Here is a 20570-nt window from a genome sequence, read left to right on the forward strand (position 1 = left end):
TTAGCATTGTTAAAGCATATAAGTTTTAACAATGCTAAATAAGGTTATAATTTTCTATATTACATACTTAAATCACAACATATACTGTTATGATTAAATCTATCTTCATAACCTAAATTTCTTAAGTTTCTTGCACTTATTTCTAAGCTTTCATATGGATCTCTACCATATGTATTATCTTGCTCTATAAATATATGCTCTACTCCTGTTTCTCCAGCTAAATCTATTATCGCTTTCATGTCTAAGTTTCCTTCACCTATCTCAGCAAATTCAACTACATCAGCCATACTTCTCATTATACCTTCTACTCCACCAGATAAATCAAGAGTTTGACTTATTCTGTAGTCTTTTATGTGTATTATCTTAGTTCTTCCTTCTAATTTCTTTATCCATTCCAAAGGATTTACTCCTCCTCTTTGTAACCAGTGTACATCAAGTTCAAATCCTAAGTATTCTGGATCACTTTCTTCAACCATTATATCCATTAAGTATTTACCATCATATTTAGAAAATTCCATGTGATGGTTGTGATAATATAGTGATAAACCTTCTTCTTTTAATCTTCTTCCCATTTCATTTAATTCTTTAGTATATTCTATTATTTTTTCTTTTGATCCTAAACAATCAAATGATATCATACCTATTCTTATATATTTACAATTTAAAGCCTTAGTATCTGCTACTATTTTATCAAAATCATCTCTTAAGTTTTCCATTTTTATTCCTGGCATCATTGATTTTATAGATGCACTTGTAGCACAAACTTTCATATCAAATTCTTCTAAAGAACTTTTTATTTCAGCTACGTTTTCAGGTGACATTTCAACTTGTGATAATTCTACTGTAGAAAATCCTAATTCTTTAACTTTTTTAAATGTTTCTCTTATTCCATCTTTCGCTATTTTATCTTTTAGCATCATCATTTGAACGCCTATTGTAGGTTTTTGCATAATATATCCCCCCAAAGTATTGTTTTTCTTGATTCAGAAGACTCTCTTATTAAATCTATAATTTTTATAGATGGTATAGCATCTTTTATATGAATATAATCCTTAGAGTTATTCATTAAACAGTCATAGTATTTATTTATTAATTTACCATGACTAGCCCCATAATAATGCTTTAAACCACTAAGTCTTTCATCTTCCGCTATTTCAATTAGATCTCCGTCTATATGTCTATATAATTTACTGTCTTTAATACTAAATATTCCATTTTCTAATACAACTTCTATTTCTACACTAGAATTAGTTGCATTAGCTATTGTTGCAAAGAAAATTCCCCTTGCTCCATTTTCAAAATTTATAATTGCATTTACTGTATCTTCAACTTCTATGTCATAGTCTAAGAAATTATCTATATTTCCCTTTATAGATTCTATCTTCCCACCTAATAATTGCATTAAATCTAATGTATGTACTGCCTGGTTAATCATAACTCCACCACCAGCTAGTTCCATTTTGCCTCTCCATGGCTTTACTGTGTAATAGTCATTAGGTCTATTCCATGCAACTAAACCTTTCACTCCTATTACCTTTCCATAAACACCAGAATTAATTATTTCTTTAAGTTTTTCAACAGTATTGTTATATCTATTTTGTAAACATATACATATATTTTTATCTGTGCTATCACTTAACTCTATAAATTTTTCAGTTTCCTCTGTATTTAAGCAAAGTGGTTTTTCTAGGAGTACATTTACTCCTAGATTAGCCACTTCTTTAGTTACAGGGTAGTGAAGGTAATGTGGTAAACATATATGCACACAGTCTAAATTTTCTTTTTGAATCATTTCTATATAATCAGTATAGAAATTCACATTTTCAATTAAGCTACTCTTAGTTTCATCTATATCACATACTGCTACTAATTCTGCCTTCTCACTTAACTTGATAGAATGAAGATGAATCATAGAAACATCTCCTAGACCTATGATACCCACTCTTAGAGCCATACATTCCCCTTCTTTCTGCTTTATATCTCTTATACAAAAACTTCTTCTTTATTTTTAGCTTCTTCTTCTATTCTCTTATTTAGTTCTGATAAATATAAATCTTCATTGAATGGTAATTCAACATCTTTGCCTAACCAGCTAGATAAGTGCATTGCATTTGATAACATTACACCTTTTATACCTTCTGTTCCAGGAGCTAATAATGGAGTTCCTTCTAATATAGCTTCTGTAAAGTTTATCATAACGTTAATATGTTGAGTTCCCCATTGATCCGGTATTTCAAATTCTTCAACATCAAATATATCTGACATACCTTCGCCTCTAAATAAGTTAGCAACATCAGCAAATGTTAATCTCTTGTTTAATTCATTTTCACTTTCTTTCATTCTCTTAACTGTTACCTTCTTACTTCCTTCAACTAATATCTTTCCTTTATCACCGTGTATTTCAAATCTATCAGTTCCTAATATATCATGTGTACAAGTTATAAATGTTCCTGTAGCTCCATTTGGATATTCAACAAATGCAGTAACATCATCTTCAACTGCTATATTTCTGTGAGAACCAAATTGTAAGTTTGCTCTTACTTTAGATGGCATCCCACATATCCATTGCCATAAGTCTAATTGGTGAGGTGCTTGATTTGCTAAAACTCCTCCACCTTCTCCAGACCAAGTTGCTCTCCAGCTACTCATATCATAGTATGCTTGTGGTCTCCACCAAGTAGTTATTATCCAGTTAGTTCTTCTTATTTCCCCTATTTCTCCGTTTGATACTATTTCTTTTATTTTTTGATATAGCGGATTTGTTCTTTGGTTGAACATCATACCAAATGTTAAGTGTGGCTTAGATTCTGCTAATTCATTCATTTCTCTAACTTTTTTAGTGTAAACACCAGCTGGTTTTTCAACTAATGTATGTAAATCTCTATTTAATGCTTCTATAGCTATTACAGGGTGATCATAGTGAGGTGTTGCTATTAATACTGCATCTATTTCTTTACTATCTAACATATCTATGTAGTTATCAAAGAATTTAACATCTTTAGGTAATTTTTCTAAAGCCCATTCTTTTTTTTCTGGATTAACATCACATACAGCTGTAAGTCTAGCATTTTTAACTTTTCCTTCTGCTAACCAAGTTGCATGAGATCCTCCCATTTGCCCTATACCAACTATCCCAAATCTAACTTCTTTCATTTCTCTTCCCCCTATTGTTTTTAATCTAAAATCTATACTCTTTAGTATATCTACTAAAGATTTATACTGAAGTGCATATGCACTTTTACCATCTAACCCCTTGTCTGTCTTTATAATGTCATGAACATCTTCTAATTCTAAATCTTTTAATGAATCAAATATTACTAAATGTGGTTCCATAGTTAAGAAACCTTCGTATCCATTTCTTATAGCATCTGTTAAGATTTCCTCTATTTTACCTTCACCTGTACCACATACAACATTTTCTTTATCAGCTTGATTAGCATCTTTTATATGGTAGTATTCTATATAATCTTTTAAAAGTTTATAACACTCTTTAGTATCTTCTTTACATTGAACAAAGTTTGCAAAATCAAATATACCCTTAAAATTATCTGAATCAACTTCTTTAAATATAGTTAAACATCTACTAGCTATATCACCATATATATCTTTTTCATTTTCATGAAGAAGAATTACATTATATTTTTCTGCTATGCTAGCAAATATTTTTAATTTTTTTATTACTTCATCTCTATAATCTTCAGGATTTTTATCCTTTGGAATATAAAAACTAAACATTCTTATGTATTTACAATCTAATATATTAGCCATTTTGCAAAGCTTTTCTAATAAATCAACTTGCTTTTCAAAACCTTCATTATCATCTACAAATACTTTTCCTATAGGAGAACCTATAGAAGAAACTTTTATGTTATATTCAACCAACTTAGGTTTTATATACTCATTAAGTTCATCTATAGAGTATTCACTAAAATTCTTCTCATTTACCCCCCTTATAGATATATAATTCATTCCTAGATTTTTAACAGTTTCTAGTTGAGTAGTAAAATCACTACTTATTTCATCTGAGAAACCTGATATATGTATATTTTGTAACATACATTCCCCCCTATACTTTTGTTATTTTTTTAACTTTAATTAGTTTTATTATCTAACATAAAACTTAATTAAATATGTATTTTGTATAATTAACTCGTTGTGCTAGTTAAATTTTTCAATAATAAAACTCCAACAAATATAGTATCCTAAGATTATCTCTACTATTCTAAAGGAGGATTATATATGCTAGAGTTTAATAATTATTATATCCAAGATCAAAAAAATTTAACTGATTTATTTACAAATATATTTGTAATTATAGATGATATATATAATGAGATTATACCTATAACTGTAAGTAATAGACGTAATATAAAAGATAGCAAACTTTCTGATAGTGAGATAATCACTATTAGCATAGTTGGTGAACTTTTAACTATTGATTCTGAAAAAGCATTCTTTAGTTTGCTTAAAAGGGAATATAAAAATCTATTTCCAAAGATAGGAGATAGAACGAGATTCAACAGAACTAAAAGAAACTTATATTGGGTAATATCTAAAATAAGAGAGCATATTTCTTTATTTATGCAATCTTATTCTAACAATATAAGAATTGTAGATAGTATGCCTATTCCAGTATGTGAATTTGGTAGAGCACATTTTAGTAAATGCTTTAAAGGCGAAGCCTCTTATGGTAGATGTCCTTCAAAAAAACAAACTTATTTTGGATTTAAATTTCATGCTCTTACTACAATAGATGGATTTTTATCTGATTATATTATAACTCCAGCTAATGTAGATGATAGAAATGCAGTATGGGATTTATGTGATAAATATAAATCTATTTCTATTATTGGTGATAAAGGGTATGTAAATAAAAGGCTAACGCCTGAACTGAAAGTTGAAAAGGATATAAATCTATTATTTTTAAAGCGCGGAAATAGTAAAGATAATTATCCCAAAGATATAAGACAATTGATATTTAAAGCTAGAAGAAGGATAGAAACTAGTTTTTCTCAGTTGGCAGAACAATTAAATTTGAATAAAGTAAAAAGTAAATCAATGTTAGGATTTATAACTAGAACTTCAATAAAAGTTTTAGCTCATAATATATCATTTCTAATAAACAAATTAATGGGAAATGAAGATTCTATATCTAAAATAAAAAGATTAGTATTTGGATAAAAATTACAAATACTAATCTTTCATAGGATATTCTTTTTTGCACAATTTAAATTCCTTTATTTGGAAAAATAATTAACTAGCACAACAGATTAATTATTAAAAATATATATTATACTTATCTCAGGAATTCGTTTTCCCTTATATCATTATAGTATCAGAGGTATTTTTAACTTGCAATAAATACTCTTCTACATTATCTTACATACCCTAATTGCTATTATAGATTTTTTAACAATTTTAGAAATCATATTTTCATTTTTACTATGTTTTTTCTTATTACCTCTATAATAGACTCTTTTATTCTTACATCATACACGGTATATCATGATTATATTCTTATAAATATATCTTACTTATCCATATTTTAATAACAACTTTAATATAACTATATAGATTTATATCTATAAAAAATTCTCTTCGCTTGAGTGACGTGTCGGCGAAACACTTCATGTCGCCAACGACTTCGTTCGTTGCTTGAGCCACTGCGTGGGCGAAGTATTTCAAAATATTTTTTACGCTCAAAACCAATTTATTGATATTACTTACATTCAGAATTTATCCACATTTTTTTAAGTATTATAATATCCTTAAGCATAAAAAAGATGGTTCTACTGTTTGTATAACCATCTTCATTATTTATTCTTCGTGCTTCATCTGATGTTTTAATTCTTTTTCTAATTTCTTTTCTTCATGTCTTTCATGTCTTTCTTCTTTTTTCTCTTCATGATCTACTTTGCGACCTTGTTTAACTTTTTCATGTTCTTCATGCTTCATTTGGTGTTTTAACTCTCTAGCAAACTTCTTTTCTTCATGTTTTTCATGTCTTAACTCTTTATGTTGCTCATGACGAGCTTCCATGCCTTCTATATCTTTTTTCATTTCTTCAATAAATTTGCTCATTTATATACCTCCTAAAATGACCTTAATAAGATTCCTATTATAGTAACCTAACTTTTAAATAATAGTATGCAATATATCAAAAAAGTTAATAAAACTAATATGAGTTATGATATAAAATTTAAACAACGAGTAATTGAATATAGAGAAGAAGGACACACTTTCAAGGAAACTTGTAAAGTATTTAAAATATCTGAAACAACACTAATAAGATGGATAAACAAAAAAAAGGAAGGGAAATTAGGCGAAGTAAAAATAAGAGTTAGAAAACCAAAAAAGATTTGTCCAGAACAATTAGTTAAATATATAGAACAGTATCCAGATGCATACTTATATGAGATAGCAGAAGAATTCAATTGTAGTGATGTGGCTATATTTAAAGCACTTAAGAAACTAAATATAACACGAAAAAAAAGACAACTTTATACAAGGAGCAATGCAAAGAAAAAATAAAAAAATATTTAAATGAAATAAAATATTTTAAAGAAGAAGATATAGTATACATTGATGAAACAGGGATACAAGGATATATTTATAGAGAATATGCTAGAGCCGTAAGAGGTAAAAAGGTTTATGACAAAATACCTGGCAAAAAGTATAAAAGAATAAATATAGTAGCAGGAAAATGTGTAGATAAGATAATCTCTCCTTTAGTATACGATAAAATAATGGATAGTGAGTTTTTTGAAAAATGGTTCAAAGAAATGTTTTTAAAAGAAGTAGAAGAAAACAAAGTTATTGTAATGGATAATGCAACATTTCATTGTAAAAGTAGACTATATGAATTATGCAAGAATGCTAACAAAAATCTAAAATTAATATTTTTACCACCATATTCTCCAGATTTAAATCCAATAGAAAAGTACTGGGCAGTATTAAAAAAGAAGTTGAAAAAAATAGTTAAAAATAACATAAGTTTAGAAGAAACTATTTACCAACTTTTTAAAGTTAATTGACTATAATATATTTTACAAATTTTATTTTAGTATTCTCATTTTAAATTTAATAATAAAATATTAACTTATATATACAAAAAAAGAGTAGCAAAATTGCTACTCTTTTTATTACATCATTCCTGGCATTCCTCCGCCCATTCCTGGCATAGCAGGTTCAGATTCTGGTAAATCTGCAACTGCCGCCTCAGTAGTTAAGAATACTCCAGCTATAGATGCTGCATTTTGTAAAGCACTTCTAGTAACCTTAGTTGGGTCAACTATACCAACTTCTATCATGTTAACATATCTTTCATTTAATGCATCAAATCCTACCTCAGGTTCTGCATTAATTACTCTTTCTGTTATAACAGCACCCTCAAGACCTGCATTTATAGCTATTTGTCTTAATGGTTCTTCTAATGCTTTTCTTATTATCTTAGCACCTATTTGTACTTCACCTTCTAGTTCTAATACTAACTTATCTAAAGCTGGTATTACACTAACTAATGCAGTACCACCACCAGCAACTATACCTTCTTCAACAGCTGCTCTTGTTGCATTAAGTGCATCTTCTATTCTTAATTTTCTTTCTTTCATTTCAACTTCCGTAGCAGCTCCTACTTTTATAACAGCTACTCCACCAGCTAATTTAGCTAATCTTTCCATTAGTTTTTCTTTATCAAACTCTGAAGTAGTTTCTTCTACTTGATGCTTTATTTGATTAACTCTATTTTCTATAGCAACTTTATCTCCAAATCCATCTACTATTGTAGTAGCTTCTTTAGTTACTTTTACAGAACCTGCTCTACCTAACATAGTTACATCTGCTTCTTTTAGGTCATATCCTAATTCTTCAGATATTACAACTCCTCCAGTAAGTGTTGCTATATCTTCAAGCATTGCTTTTCTTCTATCTCCAAATCCTGGAGCTTTAACTGCAACAACTTCAAATGTTCCTCTTAATTTGTTAACTACTAATGTAGATAATGCTTCTCCATCTACATCTTCAGCTACTATTAATAATTTCTTACCTTGTTGAACTATTTGCTCTAATATAGGTAATATATCTTGTATGTTAGATATTTTTCTATCCGTTATTAATATATATGGATCATTTAATATTGCTTCCATCTTATCTACATCTGTAACCATGTATGCTGAAACGAACCCTCTGTCAAATTGCATCCCTTCAACAGCATCTAATTCAGTATTCATAGTTTTAGATTCTTCAACAGTTATAACACCATCTTTTCCTACTATTTCCATAGCTTCTGCTATTAATGCTCCTACTTCTTCATCCCCTGCAGATATAGAAGCAACTTGAGATATAGATTCCTTAGTTTCTATAGTTCTAGATTGAGATTTTAATTCTTCTACTGCAACTTCAACAGCTTTTTGTATACCTTTTCTTATTAAAACTGGATTAGCTCCTGCTGTTACATTTTTTAACCCTTCTCTTATTATAGCTTGAGCTAAAACTGTAGCAGTTGTAGTACCATCACCAGCTACATCATTAGTTTTAGTAGCAACTTCCTTAACTAATTGAGCTCCCATATTTTCAAATCTATCTTCTAACTCTATTTCTTTAGCTATTGTTACACCATCATTAGTTATAAGAGGTGCTCCAAATTTTTTATCTAATATAACATTTCTTCCTTTTGGTCCTAAAGTAACTTTTACTGTATCTGCTAATTTATTTACACCTGTTTCTAACGCTTTTCTAGTATCTTGAGCAAATTTAATTTCTTTAGCCATTATTAACCCCTCCTATAAATTATTCAACTACTGCTAATATATCACTTTGTCTTAGTATTGTGTATTCATTTCCTTCTATCTTAACCTCAGTACCTGCATACTTTTGGAATATAACTTTATCTCCTACTTTTAATTCCATAGTTATCTCTTTTCCGTCTACTATACCACCTGGGCCCACTTCTATAACTTCAGCCATTTGTGGTTGCTCCTTAGCTGTCCCTGGTAAAACTATACCACTTGCAGTTTTCTCTTCAGCCTCTATTTTTTTTATAACTACTCTATCAGCTAATGGTCTTATCTTCATATTTTTACCTCCTAGTAAATATTCATATGTAAAAATAAAAATTCGCTTTGCTCATTTCGCCAACGATATATCCTTGCTACCGCTATAGATACATCCGTTGCTCAAAATAATTGTTGAATTTCAAAATATATATTTTATAATACATTTGAATATAAAAATATACTATAATGAATTTATCACTCTCTAACCAAGAGTGCTAACAATTATTATAGTATATTAATTATATCCATTTTTCAATAGTTTTTAAAAATTTTTTATAATATAGGTGAAAATAGTCTCGCTATTGATTCTTTCACCTTTTTAACCATACTTCTATTATTAAAATCTTCTATTTTTAACTCCTCACTATTTTTCATATCTTCTAAAAAATCCTTAGTCATAATATCTATTACTTCTTTATCATATATAAATGCATTTATTTCAAAGTTTAGCATAAAACTTCTTAAATCCATATTAGCTGATCCAGTTGAAGTTATTTTATCATCTATAATTATAACTTTAGAGTGTATAAAACCTTTTGTATACAAATAAACCTTACCTCCAGATTTCAGTATATCACTAAAATATGAATAAGATGCTGTATTTACTATTTTATGATCAGCTATTTTCGGGAATATAATTCTAACATCTACTCCACTTAAAGCTGCACTATTTAAAGCTTTTAGCAAGCTTTCATCTGGTATAAAATATGGTGTTTCTATATATATGCTTTTTTTAGCCTGACATATAGCTGAAAAATAAGCATAATGTATAGCCTCCCAATCACTATCAGGCCCACTTGCTACAACTTGAACCATACTATTTCCGCAGTGACCTATTTTAGGGAAAAATCTTTTAGTTAAGAGAATCTCTTTTGTTGTATAATACCAATCTGTTAAAAAAATCATTTGAAGCATATATACTGAAGTACCTTCTACTCTTATATGAGTATCTCTCCAATAACCAAACTTCTTATTCCTTCCTAAATATTCATCACCTATATTTATTCCACCGGTATATCCTATAGAACCGTCTATTACTACTATCTTTCTATGATTCCTATAATTTAATTTACCTCCTAATATAGGGAATTTATTCGGTATAAATGGTTCAATTTGTATACTATACTTTCTCATTTCATTAAAGAAATTTCTATGAAACCAGAATCTCCAACATCCTACATCATCATACAAAATTCTAACCTTAACACCTTGTTTTGCTTTTTCAATTAATGCATTCTTTATCTTTGTTCCAATTTCACTTTCTTTTATTATAAAATATTCTAAGTGTATATATTCTTTAGCATTTTCTATATCTTTAAGAAGTCTTTCAAATTTTTGATTTCCATCAACATAGACTTCTATATTATTATTAGTTGTAAATGGAAATACTCCTGTATTTAATAATAAACTTATAACTCTTCGCTTAACAAAATCTTCATCTTCTAGGTCATTAAGTATTCTATTGTTCTTTATAGATTTTTGTTCTAATGTTACTAACTCTTCTATTTCATCTAAGTTCTCAAATAAATTTTTATCCTTTATATCTGTTGCTAGTTTTTGAGTTCTAAGCATTTTTATCTTTCGTATATTTCTACCAAATACCGCATATATCACAATTCCTAAACCTGGTAATAATATAAATATTAATAACCAAGTCATAGTCTTAGCAGGATCTCTATTTTCAAGTATTATAGTCATAGATATTAAAGCTCCAGCGATGTAAGATATAATTAAATAACTTAAAAACAAAATACCTCCAACACTCATAAAAAATCTCCTTTTTATCTTCCTATACCAAGCTCCCTTGCATAATAGAATAAATACTGTTGTGCAAAACCAGATAATCCCTTAAACTTATCTATAGCATATGCTCTTATTTTAGATAAACTCATATCCTCTTCTACATAAAATTCTTGCATAACTCTTTTAACCCACACGTCTACCGGGAAAGTATCATACTTTTGCATTCCAAATAATGCAATGCAGTCACCCACCTTAGGACCAACTCCATTAAATTTTAATAATTCCTTTAAGCACTCCTCTGTATTTAACTTAGTATATTCAGATATATTTTCATTATTTAAAATAACACTATCTGTTGTACTTTTTATATATTTATCTCTAAATCCTGTTTGGCATGCTCTTATTTGTTCTTGGCTAGCCTTACTTAATTGTTCTGGGGTAGGAAAAGCATAATACTCTTTACCATTATATTCACCAATATATGTCCCGAACTCTCTAGATAAATTATTTATAGCTTTTTGTATCATAGGTATTCTGTTGTTTGATGATATTATAAACGATATAAGCATTTCCCATCCATCTTGTTTAAGAATTCTTATGCCATCACCAAATTCTGTCGCTTTTTCTAAATGCTCATCCATATTTCTTAATATCTCTTTTATATTTCCATAATCTGTTCCTAAATCAAAATATTCAAACCAAATATTATTAAAATCATCTAAATTAGTATTCTTTAAAAAAACTTTATCTCCTTGTTTTGAAACATTTATTACTCTTCCTTTTGCTACACCAGTATATGACTCATCATCTTCTTTAATCCATCTAAAACACTGACCACATTCAAATATATGCTTCGGATTAAAATCTGATATATCTTCTAATATAACTGTGTTATCTTTTTCGTAAACTTTCATAAATTAATACTCCTCAACGTAAATTATTATAAAATTATTATATCTTTAATTTACCCATATTTTACATAAATTAAATAAGTTAATTTAAATTATGCTATAAAATAAAAAGTCTAGAGTAGTATTTTAAATTTTTTTCTGATAAAATACATAAGACATTATTTTTAGAGGGTGATTTTACATGAATAATAGAGGTATATTTATAGCTGTTGAAGGACCTATTGGTGTAGGAAAAACTACATTAGCTAATATACTTAACCAACATTTTGGTTATACTCTTTTAAGAGAAATAGTTGAAGAAAATCCTTTTTTATCAAAATTTTATACAGATATTAAAGAATATGCTTTACAAACAGAAGCATTTTTTCTATTTAATAGATTTAAACAATTAGAGGATATTGAAAAAAATGTATTAAGTCTATCTAAGGGTGTTGTAAGTGATTATCATATAATAAAAAATCTTATATTTGCAGGTATTACACTTGATAAAATGCAATTTCATAGATATAAACAAGTATATAACATATTCGTTAATGATTTACCTCAACCCGATATTATAATATATTTAAATTCTAATACAGATGTTCTGATGAAAAGAATAGCAATGAGGGATAGAAGTTTTGAAAGGCAAATGGATAGAAACTATATTGATGGATTAAGAACGGAATATAAATATTATTTCAATCCATTATCTATAAAACACAACTTTATGGGTAAAGAACCTATAATAATCGAGATTGATAATTCTAATTTAGACTTCTTAAATAAAGAAGAAGATAAAAAATTTATAATAAATAAAGTGGAAGAAGCAATTTCAACTTTAGGAGGAAATACGACATGTTCAAATTAGTAAATCAATGCAATAAACCTTTAAATAGAGATTTATTCATAACAGTAGCTGGTAATGTTGGTGCTGGTAAATCAACTTTAACTAAATTAGTTGCACAAAAACTAGGATTTGAAGCACATTATGAAAAGGTTGATGGTAACCCATATTTAGAAGATTTTTATAAAGATCAAGAAAAATGGGGGTTCCACTTACAATTATACTTCTTAGCTCAAAGATTTAAACAACAAAAAGAAATAGACAGCAATGGATTAAATAATATCCAAGATAGAAGTATATACGAAGATGTAGAAATATTCGCTAGAAATTTATATGATAATAAAAAAATGACTAAGAGAGATTATATAACTTATAGAGATTTATTTAATGATATGGTTCCTTATTTAAGAAGACCTGACTTAATGATATATCTTGATGGATCTTTAGATTCTATAATCCATAGAATAAATCTTAGAGGTCGTGATATGGAAAAAACAGTCGATATAGAATACTGGAAAAATCTTCATGATAGATATGAAAAATGGATTACTGAGTATGACCAATCACCAGTTTTATATGTTAATATAAATGAAGTTGATCTAATAAATAATCCAGAACATTTAGATATGTTATGTGATAAAATAAAAGAAATACTAGGGATGTAGATATATACACTCCTAGTATTTCTTTTTATACATATAGTTTCAATAAATACTTTATTTATTCTTTTTATTACATTATTTTTAATTATTATAAGAATATAGATATTAATATTATAGCAGTTACTACTTGTAATAAACCTACAAATAGAGCATATAATGATACAGATTTACCTTGTTTTATTAATTCTCTTAAATTAACTCTAAGTCCTATTGCACCTAATGCTATTATTTCAAGTTTATTACTTATAGCCTTAAATAAACTTGATACCTCTGGAGAGATTATATTTACTGTAAATAATGCACATGTTATAAAGAAACCTATAACATACCATGGTATTTTTATTTTACCTTTTTTAACATCTGATACTTCTTCTTCTATTATTTCATGGTTAGTTTTATGTTTTATATGACCAAGTGTAAATACTACTACAACTAATAGTATAACCCTTACTATTTTAAATATCATAGCCATTTCTTTAACATGCTCATTTACCATTTCTCCACTGGCAACAACTTGTCCTACTGATTGAAGTGTTCCACCTATCATAGCTGATGTTTTTACAACTTCATGGTTATATAACCGTCCACATAAAACAGGAAGTAAAAACATTAAAAATATACCAGTTATATTTACTATTGTGATAGTTATTCCTTTATCATCATCATTTGCATCTATAACTGGAGCTGTTGCAGCTATTGCAGATGAACCACATACTGCATTTCCACTTGCCATAAGCATTCTAAAATTCTGACTAAAACCTAATTTTTTACCTATATACATTGTTCCAACTATAGTAATTGCCATTTGTATAACAACAAAAATTATTCCGCTAAATCCTAATTCCATTAACTTTGTTACGCTTAAAGTACCTCCAAGCAATACTATTGAGTATGATAATAGATTAGTTTCAGAAAATTTATATCCACTTTGGAACACTTTTTGTCCTAAGAATAAGTTCCCTACTAACATACCTAAAAATATTGCTATAGTTCCTGCCCCTAAACTCGGCATAAACTTTGCTAATCCCATACTAATTAAAGATACTAATATAGCTACTATAAGTCCTGGTATTATATTTTTTATTTCACTTAATACTTTATTACTTTTACTCATAAATTCTGCCTCTCCTCTAAAATGTTATTTTTATTTGTATTATGCCCATATTCAATTCAAATAAATATATTTTCCAAAACTAATCATCTATTATTATATAAGCTTAATTTATATAAGTAAAATAAATAAAATATATAATATGTATTAATATTTTTAATTATTATGTGTATAATATATATAATAATTATATCAACTTTAGGAGGTATTGTATTGTTTGAAGAATTGAAAACTTTTATCGCTGTAGTAGAACATAAAAACTTTACAAAAGCCGGTGAATATTTAAATTTATCTCAACCAAGTGTCAGCACACATATAAAAAATTTAGAAAGTTATTATGGCGTTACTTTAATTAATAGATCTATAAAACATAAATCAATTGTTATAACTGAAAACGGCTATAAACTTTATAACAGGGCAAAAGAAATTCTACATATTTTAGATACTACATATATGGAAGTTAGAGATATTTCAGACTCGATCAAAGGAATTATAAAGATTGGTGCTAGTTTAACTATTGGGGAGTATATTTTACCTAAATTTCTTACTATTTTTCGTGAAAAATATCCAGATATAGAGGTTGATCTACTTATCGAAAATACCACTATAATTGCTGAAAATTTAAAGGATTTAACTTTAGATATCGGATTTATAGAAGGAATATCTTCATACCCTAATTTGAATCAAGAATATTTATCAGAAGATAAAATGGTTTTAGCAGTTCCTTATGATTCCCGCTGGATCAATAATAAATTTAACTTCGATTTATTACAAAATCAAAATTGGGTAGCTCGAGAAGAAGGGTCCGGTACTAGAGAATATTTAAATCTATATTTGAACTCAAATAAAATAATCGCAAAAAATTTAATGATTTTAGGTAGTAATTATGCAGTTAAAGAAGCTGTTAGAAATGGACTTGGAGTAACTATAATCTCTAATTTTGTAGCTGACCCAGCAGCTAAAAATAAAGAGTTAATCACCATAGAATTGGACAAATTTTACAATCGTAGTTTTTCTTATATTTTACCTAAAAATATGAATATTACAAAAGCTACTGAGGTATTTTTAGAAGAATTTAAAAATTACTTATTAACTATTACTAAGTAATTTTATTAATTATACAAGTATATTTTTATAATTAAACTATATTATTCTTTAATAAATATAAGGACTTAGCAATTCCTAAGTCCTTATATCAATTTATATTTAATTACATTCCTAGTTCTTTAAACTCTCTACTTCCAGGTTTAACCAACTCTATTTTTCCTTCTTTACATAAAGGACACTCATCAGCATCATGAACTTGTATATCTAACTTTATTGCACTATATATAGGCATACCTATATCTTTAGAAGTTCTATTTGCTATGCAAGCTACCCCTATAACTTCTCCACCTAATTTTTCTAAAGCCTCTTTAGTTTCTATCGTTGATTTTCCAGTAGTAACAACATCTTCAGCTATTATTATTTTGGCTCCAGGACTAACCTCAAATCCTCTTCTAAGCTCCATTACTCCATCTTTTCTTTCAGTGAATACAGTCTCCTTATTTAATTGTCTTCCTAATTCATAAGAAACTATAACTCCACCCATTGCAGGTCCTACTACTAAATCTATATCTAAATCTTTTATTTGATCAACTACTGTACTTAATACCTGCTCTGCATATTTAGGAAATCTTAATACTTTAGCACATTGTACATATCTATTGCTGTGCTTTCCTGAAGATAATAGGAAATGACCTTCTAATAATGCATCACTTTTCTTTAATATTTCTACTACGTCTACTTTACTCATAACTATGTCCTCCCAAATTTTCATATGTTTATTTTAAATTATTATATTATTCCTCTAATTTCGTCTAAACTTTTTATTCCTTCTTTTTTCATAAATTCTTCTATTCCGTCTATTATTTCAATACCAATTTTAGGATTTATGAAATTTGCAGTTCCAACCTGGATACACGTTGCTCCAGCCATTATAAACTCTATGGCATCTTGAGCTGTAGTTATTCCACCCATTCCCATAACTGGTATGCTTACATTTTTACATACCTCATGAACCATTCTAAGAGCTATTGGTTTTATGGCTGGACCAGATAAACCTGCATATATATTTTCAAATACTGGCTTTCTCTTATGTATATCTATAGCCATTGCTTTAAATGTATTCACTAAAGATATACCATCTGCACCTTCTTCTTCACAGACTTTAGCCATACCAACTATGTCTTCAGCATTAGGTGATAATTTAACTACAAGAGGTAAATCTGTAACTTTTCTAACTGCTCTTACTACTTCTCTTGCAACTTCATTTTTTATACCAAATGCCATTCCACCAGCTTTTACATTTGGACAAGATATGTTTAACTCTATCATATCTATAGATTGATTATTTAAAAGTTCAGCTCCCTTTACATAATCATCTAAAGTTCCTCCGCCTAAATTAGCTATCCTTACTAAGTTTAAACCTTTAAAAAACTTTAGTTCATTATCTATGAATCCTTGAACACTTGGATTTTCAAGTCCTACACTATTCATCATTCCAGATGGAGTTTCCCATACTCTCATCCCTTTATTTCCATCTCTTTTTTCTAAAGTAAGACCTTTACTACTTATCCCTCCTAATTTTTGTATGTCATAAATTTCATTATACTCTTTGCCGAATCCAAAGGTTCCTGAAGCCATAACAACTGGATTTTTAAAATCGATATTCCCGAATTTTACACCTAAATTAGCCATTGAATATCACATCCTCTCCCCAAAATACCGGTCCATCTTTACACGTTTTCTTATTTCCAAACTGTGTTTTACAAGTACATACTAAACATGCTCCAACTCCACATGCCATATGATTTTCTAGAGACACCATTATCTTCGTATTAGTTCCTTCTGTCATCTTAACTAGCTTTTCCATCATAGGAGTCGGTCCACAAGCTAGTATATAATCATATTTTTCAATATCTAAAATATCCGTTACAAATTTATCCCCTATAGCTATATGCACTTCATTACAAACTTCTTTGTATTCTTCTTCTAGTATGGCTTCTTTTCTAAAACCTAAATACGCATCACAATTTTCTATATTCTTAGCAACTAAGTAAAGTGGTGCTACTCCGATTCCTCCACCTACTAAAGCCACCTTACCTTGAACCTTTTCATAACCATTTCCATATGGACCTTCTAACTTTATAGTTTCGCTTACTTTTACTTTGCTTAAGATTTGAGTTCCTTCTCCTACAACTTTATATAAAAAACTTATACTATTCTCGTCTATATCGTGTATACTTATAGGTCTTGAAAGAAGTGGAAATTTATCCCATGCTCTTAACATATAAAATTGACCCATTTTTCCTTCAAACTTACCTTCAATTCTCAGAAGGTACATATCTTCCCCTACATATCTATTTTCAATTACTTTGTACATATTCATTCGCCCCTTGCCATCATATATTTTATCAAGATTTATATATAGTCTATTGCTGCTTCTTCCAAAGAATTTTGAGATTCTTTTGCACCTAAAAGTTTCATTATTAAAGCCATTCTTACAAACATTCCATATTTAGCTTGCTTGAAGTATACTGCTCTTTCATCAAAATCAACCTCTGCATCTATTTCATTTACCCTTGGTAATGGATGCATAACAAGCATATCTTCTCTAGCATTTTGCATTTTCGACTTATTTAATATATAGTAATTCTTTAATTTTTCATATTGTTCTTGATTTTCAAATCTTTCTCTTTGAACTCTTGTCATATATAAAATATCTAGACTACCTATAACTTCGTCTAAATTATTTGTTTCGTAATATGCATGTCCTTGTTCTTGTATAGCCTCTTTTATATATTTTGGCATCTTTAATTCATCTGGAGATATAAATATAAACTTAGTTCCTTTATATCTAGACATAGCCTTTACTAAAGAATGTACAGTTCTTCCATTTTTTAAATCTCCACATAATCCTATTGTATGATTATCTAAACTTCCTTTTAGGGATTTTATAGTAAGTAGATCGGTAAGTGTTTGTGTTGGATGTTGGTTTCCTCCATCTCCTGCATTTATAAAAGGTATTTCTGTATATTTTGCTGCTTCCTCAGCTGAACCTGCTACTGGATGTCTCATTACTATTACATCTGCATAACATGATACTGTTCTTATAGTATCTCCTAATGATTCTCCCTTTGATACAGATGATGAATTAGGTTCTGAAAATCCTACAACGCTTCCTCCTAATCTATACATAGCTGATTCAAAGCTTAACCTTGTTCTTGTTGATGGCTCATAAAACAATGTAGCCAGTAATTTACCTTCACATACACGAGAATATTTTGATGGGTTCTCAATTATATTTTGAGACAGTGATAATATTTGATTTATTTCTTCAACAGAAAAGTCTTCTGATTGGATTAAATTTCTTCCTTTTAATAACATATTATTTCCTCCCTTTTTAGCCTCTCTGGACTAAATTTAAAAGTTTTTTTTATAATATAATTTTATATTCTGATAGTAGCTTAACACCTTTTTTTTACAAAGTCAACATATTTTATGTTAATTTATTTAACTTAAAAATGCTTCTAGATTAAGATTTTAGATAAATATTCCTAGAAATATATTTATTAAATTATATCTATTAACATTTATATATCAATCCTTTATAAATATATATATTCTCTTATTTTCATATAAAAAATTCGCTTCGCTTGAGCGACGTGTCGGCGAAACATTTCATGTCGCCAACGACTTCGTCCGTTGCTTGAGCCACTGCGTGGGCGAAATATTTCAAAATCTTTTTTACGTTCAAAACCAATTTGTTGATATTGCTTACATTCAGAATTTATCCACATTTTTTTAAGTATTAGAATATCCTTAAGCGTAAAAAAGCCACCTATAAAAATAGGTGGCTATAATATCATATTATAAAACTCTCTTAGCTGTAACAAATCTTGAACTATAATAAGATGAGTTTATACTCGTTACACTAACTGTTTTTCCAGATGAAGGTGAATGTATCATATTTCCTCCACCTACATATATTCCAACATGGCTAACTCCTTTACCACTAGTATTGAAGAATACTAAATCTCCTGGTTGTAAGTTTGACTTACTTACAGTTGTTCCGTATCCTGACTGAGCACTAGATGTTCTTGGTAAGCTTACTCCAGCTGCATTTCTAAATACATAATATGTAAATCCAGAACAGTCAAATGAGTTTGGCCCTTCTGCTCCCCAAACATATGGAGATCCTATTTTAGAGTAAGCTAAATTTAAAACCGCTTGTACAGATGATGTACTTGATGCTGGTGGATTGTATGAACTATTGTTATTTTGTGCTGGTTTTTGAGTTTGTCCATTATTACTATTTGTAGAATTATTAGAACTTGATGAACTTGATGAATTCGATGAACTTGTTGAAGTTTGAGTTCTATTACTTTGAGTATTAGAAGTTTGAACTTCATTAACAACAACTGGTTCTTCTACTTCTATAACCGGAGCTTCTTCAGATACATAAAGTGATCTTATATATCCTTCATCTTCACCTTTTTTAACCTTTAGCCAGTTTTCATTAACTTCTAATACCTTTACTGTAGAACCTATCTCTAACTCTTTTATTACTTCAGAGTCAGTATTAGATTCTGCTCTTAAGTTCACCTTTTCTCCTGTAACGTATCCAATTGATTCTTTTATATCTACGTATCTAGAAGCTAACCATCCTTCTCCATCTTCTAAAGAAACTTTAACCCATTCTCCTTGAGTTCCTATAACTTTAAATTCATCTCCTGTATAAGCAACAGTTTTAACATCTCCACTATTTCTTATCTTTACAGCAACTCCATCTTTAACAACTGCTGTTTTATATGTAGTTTCTTGGTATTCACCTAAATCTAAAGTTCTATCTGAATTTTTATCATTTTCGTTGTTATTTTCTACTTGATCTGCGTTTGCTACCGTATTCATTGATAATGCCATTACTGATGCAAACATTGGTACTAATATTTTTCTCTTCATAATATTTCTCCCTCCAAAAATTAACCATAAATATAAATAATCTCATTATGTGTTATTTTTATAGATGCTCTTATCATTTAGGATAAAATACTAATACACAAGATTTTTGTAAATTTTTTAATATGTAATATATTTTGTAACTGTTTTGTAATCTATTCTTTTAATTTGTATAGTATTCTTATATTAATAAATTAACTAAGTATTTTTTAATAATAATTTTAAATTTACATCTTGTATAAATATAATATTCGTAATTAATTA

Annotated in this window: 20 protein-coding genes; 6 read left to right on the forward strand and 14 right to left on the reverse strand. The window is 28.4% G+C overall.

Annotated elements, in window-relative coordinates:
* Nucleotides 1-59: 59 nt before the first annotated feature.
* From CRIB_RS10890 to CRIB_RS12780, 3 genes are read right to left on the reverse strand one after another with little or no spacing between them, the layout of a single operon-like run.
* Nucleotides 60-950: a sugar phosphate isomerase/epimerase family protein gene (locus tag CRIB_RS10890; RefSeq protein WP_180702388.1), complete on the reverse strand. Its 891-nt coding sequence runs from the start codon at nt 948-950 to the stop codon at nt 60-62.
* Complete coding sequence (locus CRIB_RS10895; RefSeq protein WP_180702389.1) at nt 932-1954, reverse strand: Gfo/Idh/MocA family protein; 1023 nt, start codon at nt 1952-1954, stop codon at nt 932-934. Before CRIB_RS10895 ends, CRIB_RS10890 begins: the two co-directional genes overlap by 19 nt.
* A 29-nt stretch (nt 1955-1983) precedes the next feature.
* A complete protein-coding gene (locus tag CRIB_RS12780) occupies nt 1984-4056 on the reverse strand; it encodes a Gfo/Idh/MocA family protein (RefSeq protein WP_330404871.1) in 2073 nt (690 codons plus the stop codon).
* A 183-nt stretch (nt 4057-4239) separates the two neighbouring features.
* On the opposite strand from CRIB_RS12780, the gene CRIB_RS10910 reads away from it, so the two are divergent.
* On the forward strand, nt 4240-5181 hold the full coding sequence (locus CRIB_RS10910; RefSeq protein ID WP_180701595.1) for an IS982 family transposase: 942 nt from the start codon (nt 4240-4242) through the stop codon (nt 5179-5181).
* Nucleotides 5182-5817: 636 nt separating this feature from the next.
* Here the strand turns inward: CRIB_RS10910 and CRIB_RS10915 are convergent.
* Nucleotides 5818-6081 carry a hypothetical protein gene (locus CRIB_RS10915; protein ID WP_243633526.1) on the reverse strand — a complete coding sequence of 88 codons (264 nt, stop codon included), beginning with the start codon at nt 6079-6081 and terminating at the stop codon, nt 5818-5820.
* Between the two features lie 66 nt (nt 6082-6147).
* On the opposite strand from CRIB_RS10915, the gene CRIB_RS10920 reads away from it, so the two are divergent.
* Together CRIB_RS10920 and CRIB_RS10925 are read left to right on the forward strand one after the other, a co-directional pair.
* Nucleotides 6148-6531, forward strand: a complete 384-nt coding sequence (locus CRIB_RS10920; RefSeq protein ID WP_207204143.1) for an IS630 transposase-related protein — start codon at nt 6148-6150, stop codon at nt 6529-6531.
* 17 nt (nt 6532-6548) lie between these two features.
* A complete protein-coding gene (locus CRIB_RS10925; protein WP_243633592.1) occupies nt 6549-7034 on the forward strand; it encodes an IS630 family transposase in 486 nt (161 codons plus the stop codon).
* 108 nt (nt 7035-7142) lie between these two features.
* On the opposite strand, the gene groL is transcribed toward CRIB_RS10925, so the two are convergent.
* From groL to CRIB_RS10945, 4 genes are all read right to left on the reverse strand, one after another.
* Nucleotides 7143-8768 carry a chaperonin GroEL gene (gene groL / locus CRIB_RS10930; protein WP_180702390.1) on the reverse strand — a complete coding sequence of 542 codons (1626 nt, stop codon included), beginning with the start codon at nt 8766-8768 and terminating at the stop codon, nt 7143-7145.
* Between the two features lie 19 nt (nt 8769-8787).
* Nucleotides 8788-9072, reverse strand: a complete 285-nt coding sequence (gene groES / locus CRIB_RS10935) for a co-chaperone GroES (RefSeq protein ID WP_180702391.1) — start codon at nt 9070-9072, stop codon at nt 8788-8790.
* Nucleotides 9073-9326: 254 nt separating this feature from the next.
* Nucleotides 9327-10820, reverse strand: a complete 1494-nt coding sequence (cls, locus tag CRIB_RS10940; RefSeq protein WP_180702392.1) for a cardiolipin synthase — start codon at nt 10818-10820, stop codon at nt 9327-9329.
* 14 nt (nt 10821-10834) lie between these two features.
* Nucleotides 10835-11710, reverse strand: a complete 876-nt coding sequence (locus CRIB_RS10945) for a DNA-3-methyladenine glycosylase family protein (protein ID WP_180702393.1) — start codon at nt 11708-11710, stop codon at nt 10835-10837.
* Nucleotides 11711-11888: 178 nt separating this feature from the next.
* Here CRIB_RS10945 and CRIB_RS10950 point away from each other — a divergent pair, with 178 nt between their 5' ends.
* Complete coding sequence (locus CRIB_RS10950) at nt 11889-12557, forward strand: deoxynucleoside kinase (protein WP_180702394.1); 669 nt, start codon at nt 11889-11891, stop codon at nt 12555-12557.
* Complete coding sequence (locus tag CRIB_RS10955; RefSeq protein WP_180702395.1) at nt 12545-13198, forward strand: deoxynucleoside kinase; 654 nt, start codon at nt 12545-12547, stop codon at nt 13196-13198. The genes CRIB_RS10950 and CRIB_RS10955 overlap by 13 nt, the downstream gene beginning before the upstream one ends.
* Before the next feature lie 85 nt (nt 13199-13283).
* Here the strand turns inward: CRIB_RS10955 and CRIB_RS10960 are convergent, their stop codons facing one another.
* Nucleotides 13284-14309, reverse strand: coding sequence for a YeiH family protein (locus CRIB_RS10960; RefSeq protein ID WP_180702396.1), 1026 nt, complete (start codon nt 14307-14309; stop codon nt 13284-13286).
* Nucleotides 14310-14519: 210 nt separating this feature from the next.
* On the opposite strand from CRIB_RS10960, the gene CRIB_RS10965 reads away from it, so the two are divergent.
* Complete coding sequence (locus CRIB_RS10965) at nt 14520-15413, forward strand: LysR family transcriptional regulator (RefSeq protein ID WP_180702397.1); 894 nt, start codon at nt 14520-14522, stop codon at nt 15411-15413.
* A gap of 103 nt (nt 15414-15516) precedes the next feature.
* Here CRIB_RS10965 and pyrE read toward each other — a convergent pair whose 3' ends face one another.
* The 5 genes from pyrE to CRIB_RS10990 form a co-directional block, all read right to left on the reverse strand.
* On the reverse strand, nt 15517-16101 hold the full coding sequence (pyrE, locus tag CRIB_RS10970; RefSeq protein ID WP_180702398.1) for an orotate phosphoribosyltransferase: 585 nt from the start codon (nt 16099-16101) through the stop codon (nt 15517-15519).
* Nucleotides 16102-16142: 41 nt separating this feature from the next.
* A complete protein-coding gene (locus CRIB_RS10975) occupies nt 16143-17045 on the reverse strand; it encodes a dihydroorotate dehydrogenase (protein ID WP_180702399.1) in 903 nt (300 codons plus the stop codon).
* Complete coding sequence (locus CRIB_RS10980) at nt 17038-17730, reverse strand: dihydroorotate dehydrogenase electron transfer subunit (protein ID WP_180702400.1); 693 nt, start codon at nt 17728-17730, stop codon at nt 17038-17040. Before CRIB_RS10980 ends, CRIB_RS10975 begins: the two co-directional genes overlap by 8 nt.
* Nucleotides 17731-17768: 38 nt before the next feature.
* Entirely contained in the window at nt 17769-18734 is a 966-nt protein-coding gene (gene pyrB, locus CRIB_RS10985) for an aspartate carbamoyltransferase (protein ID WP_180702401.1), read from the reverse strand.
* A gap of 483 nt (nt 18735-19217) precedes the next feature.
* Nucleotides 19218-20309, reverse strand: a complete 1092-nt coding sequence (locus CRIB_RS10990; protein WP_180702402.1) for a C40 family peptidase — start codon at nt 20307-20309, stop codon at nt 19218-19220.
* Nucleotides 20310-20570 lie beyond the last annotated feature (261 nt).

The sequence above is a fragment of the Romboutsia ilealis genome (assembly GCF_900015215.1).
In the GTDB taxonomy this organism is placed as follows: Bacteria; Bacillota; Clostridia; order Peptostreptococcales; family Peptostreptococcaceae; genus Romboutsia; species Romboutsia ilealis.

Excerpts from the sequence above, each read along its gene's own strand:
- CRIB_RS12780 (WP_330404871.1), bottom strand. The coding sequence starts at position 4,056 with ATGTTACAAAATATACATATATCAGGTTTCTCAGATGAAATAAGTAGT.
- CRIB_RS10980 (WP_180702400.1), bottom strand. The coding sequence starts at position 17,730 with ATGTACAAAGTAATTGAAAATAGATATGTAGGGGAAGATATGTACCTT.
- CRIB_RS10975 (WP_180702399.1), bottom strand. The coding sequence starts at position 17,045 with ATGGCTAATTTAGGTGTAAAATTCGGGAATATCGATTTTAAAAATCCA.
- CRIB_RS10945 (WP_180702393.1), bottom strand. The coding sequence starts at position 11,710 with ATGAAAGTTTACGAAAAAGATAACACAGTTATATTAGAAGATATATCA.
- CRIB_RS10920 (WP_207204143.1), top strand. The coding sequence starts at position 6,148 with ATGCAATATATCAAAAAAGTTAATAAAACTAATATGAGTTATGATATA.
- CRIB_RS10890 (WP_180702388.1), bottom strand. The coding sequence starts at position 950 with ATGCAAAAACCTACAATAGGCGTTCAAATGATGATGCTAAAAGATAAA.
- CRIB_RS10950 (WP_180702394.1), top strand. The coding sequence starts at position 11,889 with ATGAATAATAGAGGTATATTTATAGCTGTTGAAGGACCTATTGGTGTA.
- groES (WP_180702391.1), bottom strand. The coding sequence starts at position 9,072 with ATGAAGATAAGACCATTAGCTGATAGAGTAGTTATAAAAAAAATAGAG.
- CRIB_RS10990 (WP_180702402.1), bottom strand. The coding sequence starts at position 20,309 with ATGAAGAGAAAAATATTAGTACCAATGTTTGCATCAGTAATGGCATTA.
- cls (WP_180702392.1), bottom strand. The coding sequence starts at position 10,820 with ATGAGTGTTGGAGGTATTTTGTTTTTAAGTTATTTAATTATATCTTAC.
- CRIB_RS10910 (WP_180701595.1), top strand. The coding sequence starts at position 4,240 with ATGCTAGAGTTTAATAATTATTATATCCAAGATCAAAAAAATTTAACT.
- CRIB_RS10915 (WP_243633526.1), bottom strand. The coding sequence starts at position 6,081 with ATGAGCAAATTTATTGAAGAAATGAAAAAAGATATAGAAGGCATGGAA.
- pyrE (WP_180702398.1), bottom strand. The coding sequence starts at position 16,101 with ATGAGTAAAGTAGACGTAGTAGAAATATTAAAGAAAAGTGATGCATTA.
- pyrB (WP_180702401.1), bottom strand. The coding sequence starts at position 18,734 with ATGTTATTAAAAGGAAGAAATTTAATCCAATCAGAAGACTTTTCTGTT.
- CRIB_RS10960 (WP_180702396.1), bottom strand. The coding sequence starts at position 14,309 with ATGAGTAAAAGTAATAAAGTATTAAGTGAAATAAAAAATATAATACCA.
- CRIB_RS10955 (WP_180702395.1), top strand. The coding sequence starts at position 12,545 with ATGTTCAAATTAGTAAATCAATGCAATAAACCTTTAAATAGAGATTTA.
- groL (WP_180702390.1), bottom strand. The coding sequence starts at position 8,768 with ATGGCTAAAGAAATTAAATTTGCTCAAGATACTAGAAAAGCGTTAGAA.
- CRIB_RS10895 (WP_180702389.1), bottom strand. The coding sequence starts at position 1,954 with ATGGCTCTAAGAGTGGGTATCATAGGTCTAGGAGATGTTTCTATGATT.